Below are 3,005 nucleotides of genomic sequence, written 5' to 3' on the forward strand. Positions count from 1 at the left end.
ATCTTACGTTATTCTGGTCTTTAATTCCATATGAATAATGCTAAATTATCATTATAAATCAATATCTTGTCAAAGGCAGCAAAGTTTATATCGAGGGGCAGCTTCAAACCCGTAAATGGCAAGATAAAAACGGTATTGATCGGTATGTAACAGAAATCATTTTGCTTAAGTACAAAGGCGACTTAAAGCTCTTAGATGGCAAAAATGATGATAATCAAGAGCAGTCATCTGCTTATGACAGAAGCTTTCACAAACCTCTTGATATGCCCCATACCGTTATGAATGACAGTGTTCCTTTTTAAATAAGAAGGCGGTGTTGTGAAAAAAAATAAAAAGAGGGGATGCCCTAAAATAGCAGGGCAGGTAAGAGAAGCCAATGGTCGTATATCACGTTGCAAAACACCGCGTGAAGCCGTTGATAAATTGGCAATAGAAATGCGTGCAAAGCGCTTCGGTTTAACGCTACAGGAGGCAAAAAATCCGCTCTCTGGGTCTTATATAGGGCGACTTTGTTTGCAAAGCGTGCTTACTCAAGAGCAATATGACGCCGCGCAACAGTACCTACAGATAAGAAATAATTACCTTTGTGCAAAAGGCTTGCCTAATGCAATTTATGACGAAATGCCGTCATCATCTGATGATAAGGCAAGAGATAAATGGGTAGCATTTGCAACAGAGCAGTTTATCAACACGCAAGAGGCACTAAAAGAAGCACAATGCCTTTATAGACAGTATAATCTTCATGCTGCGCTACAGTATCTCGTTATAGAAGATCAAATGCTACCACACCTTGTGAATTCATTACGTGTTGCTCTTAATGCGCTTCAGAAACATTTTGATCGTTAAATGACAATCTCTATTACGGTTTCATTATATTGTATATCGTTCGTAAGTTTCTGCAATATTCAATGGGTTCCTTTAACCTTTTATGATCATTTTCTTTCATGTCAGATACTATGTTATTTACTTGTTCTTTTCTGAAATCGTAACGCTTAATAAGTTTTTTTGCATAATAAATCATTGGATCTTTGTCATCATTGACCACGTCGTATGCCCACATAAAATCGCTTTCACTCCAATTATATTCATCGCGTAAACGCTTTATTACATTGGGTAGATCCATTTGCGACATCTCCTTATTATAATCACCCCGCAATAAACTCATAAAGGATGCACAACCAACAACTGATATGTGACGATACAATATATCTTCCTGTTTAAAAAATGAATATTTTGTGCCCATGCTGAGTGAAAGTTCTTCTGCTTTGCGTATCTTTTCAGAATGCATAGAGCCAATATATGATTCACTTACGTATTTGTTGTAAAGTTGATTATACTTCTCTTTAGTATCTACACTTGTAAACATACGCGTCAATTTGTCTATAAATCCAAATGACGCTGATGCAGGTAGCGCTGATATAGAAAAGAAAGCTATAAATGTTATGATGCGTGTTATGGATAATGATTTCATCATTTTGAACCCTTAATTATTCATAAGTGCTGTATTATTCATAAGTGTTGTTTAACTGATTCCCTTTGAATATATCAATATGTGTTATTTTTATGTTGACAAAGTGTAGCAAATCGTATTTAATGACATTACTGTATTTAGGCGTATTGTGTCTGGAGAGGGAAATGTACAGTCGAAAATCCCCGCAAATGCGGGGTTTTTTATTATCTGGAGGGTGTATTTTATGACATCACAAAATACAGAACAGATTTCTCAAACAAAGAAAAAATATAAACCTCCTAAGGCAGGAATGGGGCGTGTCAAAGGCGTTCCAAATAAAGTGACGCGCATTTTAAAAGAAGCAGTGGTTAAGGCTGCTGAGAATGCTGGGAATAAAATTGGCAAGGATGGTTTGATCTCTTATTTGGAAAAGCAGGCTATGGAATGCCCCGCTGCTTATTTAGCGTTGCTTGGGAAGGTGTTGCCTTTGCAAGTGACGGGGGAAGATGGGGGCGCGATTAAGATCATAGGGCGTGTAGAAATTGCTCCTTTAACAATGAATGACGACAAGACAGATTAAGATTGTACCAAAACTCATTCCTATTTTTACAGGGGATGCTTTGGTACGCGCGGCTTGGGGTGGACGAGGGTCTGGAAAGACAAGATCATTTGCCTTGATGGCTGCTTTAAAAGGCTATCAATTTGGTATGCAGGGGATATCGGGGACCATTCTTTGTGCACGTCAGTTTCAAAATTCGCTAGCAGAGAGTTCATTGGAGGAGATTAAGCGCGCCATTGAAGCCCATGATTTTTTAAGGGACTATTACAAGGTTGGGGAGTCGTCGATTAAGTCGATAGATGGTCGTATAGCCTTTCAGTTTTCTGGTCTGGACCGTAATATTGCGAGCATTAAATCGATGGGTCGTATTTTGCTCTGTTGGGTTGATGAGGCAGAGCCCGTGACAGAGACGGCTTGGCAGACGCTTATACCGACTTTGCGAGAAGAGGGAGAGGGGTGGAGAGCAGAGTTATGGGTGACATGGAACCCGTTGCGAGAGAATGCCCCCGTTGAGAAGCGGTTTCGCTTTTCAGACAATGAAGCCATTAAGCGTGTAGAGATCAATTGGTCAGACAATCCGAAGTTTCCTAAGATCTTGAATGAAGCGCGGCTTGATGATCTGAGAAACCGTCCAGAGACCTATAAGCATATATGGGAGGGGGCTTATCTTACAGCAGTTCAAGGCGCTTATTATCAGAGGGAAATGTTGGCAGCCGAGCAGGAGGGGCGGATAGGGCGTGTTGCGCGTGACCCTTTAATGCAGATACGCGCTTTTTGGGACATTGGGGGCACGGGTGCTAAGGCAGATGCCACAGCGATATGGATAGCACAATTTGTTGGTAGGGAGATCAGAGTGCTTGATTATTACGAAGCACAGGGACAGCCGTTATCGGAACATATCGGTTGGTTGCGTCAAAACGGTTATGAGAAGGCATTGATGGTGTTACCCCATGATGGTGCGACGAGAGACCGTGTGCACAATGTGAGTTTTGAGAG

General features: G+C 40.9%; 4 protein-coding genes and 1 pseudogene. 4 read left to right on the top strand and 1 reads right to left on the bottom strand.

All coding sequences use genetic code 11. The annotated features are described in order from the left end of the window. Positions 1-59 precede the first annotated feature (59 nt). Both ssb and ACFIMW_RS09030 read left to right on the top strand, forming a co-directional pair. A pseudogene (ssb, locus tag ACFIMW_RS09025) lies at positions 60-302 on the top strand (single-stranded DNA-binding protein); the annotation flags it as partial. Between the two features lie 16 nt (positions 303-318). Continuing rightward, positions 319-846 carry a hypothetical protein gene (locus ACFIMW_RS09030; protein WP_375608865.1) on the top strand — a complete coding sequence of 176 codons (528 nt, stop codon included), beginning with the start codon at positions 319-321 and terminating at the stop codon, positions 844-846. 13 nt (positions 847-859) lie between these two features. On the opposite strand, the gene ACFIMW_RS09035 is transcribed toward ACFIMW_RS09030, so the two are convergent. Continuing rightward, on the bottom strand, positions 860-1,474 hold the full coding sequence (locus tag ACFIMW_RS09035) for a hypothetical protein (protein WP_375608866.1): 615 nt from the start codon (positions 1,472-1,474) through the stop codon (positions 860-862). Positions 1,475-1,694: 220 nt separating this feature from the next. Between ACFIMW_RS09035 and ACFIMW_RS09040 the strand changes: the two genes are divergently transcribed. Beyond that, the gene (locus tag ACFIMW_RS09040; protein ID WP_375617390.1) at positions 1,695-2,030 is read left to right on the top strand and encodes a hypothetical protein; all 336 of its coding nucleotides are present in this window, start codon (positions 1,695-1,697) and stop codon (positions 2,028-2,030) included. Further along, the coding region (locus ACFIMW_RS09045) for a PBSX family phage terminase large subunit (RefSeq protein WP_375608867.1) at positions 2,011-3,005 on the top strand (995 nt) is incomplete at its 3' end. The genes ACFIMW_RS09040 and ACFIMW_RS09045, both read left to right, overlap by 20 nt.

This window comes from Bartonella sp. AC329YNZD (genome assembly GCF_042196685.1).
Classification (GTDB): Bacteria; Pseudomonadota; Alphaproteobacteria; order Rhizobiales; family Rhizobiaceae; genus Bartonella.

Coding starts and splice junctions, on each gene's coding strand:
- ACFIMW_RS09035 (WP_375608866.1), bottom strand. CDS start 1,474: ATGATGAAATCATTATCCATAACACGCATCATAACATTTATAGCTTTC.
- ACFIMW_RS09040 (WP_375617390.1), top strand. CDS start 1,695: ATGACATCACAAAATACAGAACAGATTTCTCAAACAAAGAAAAAATAT.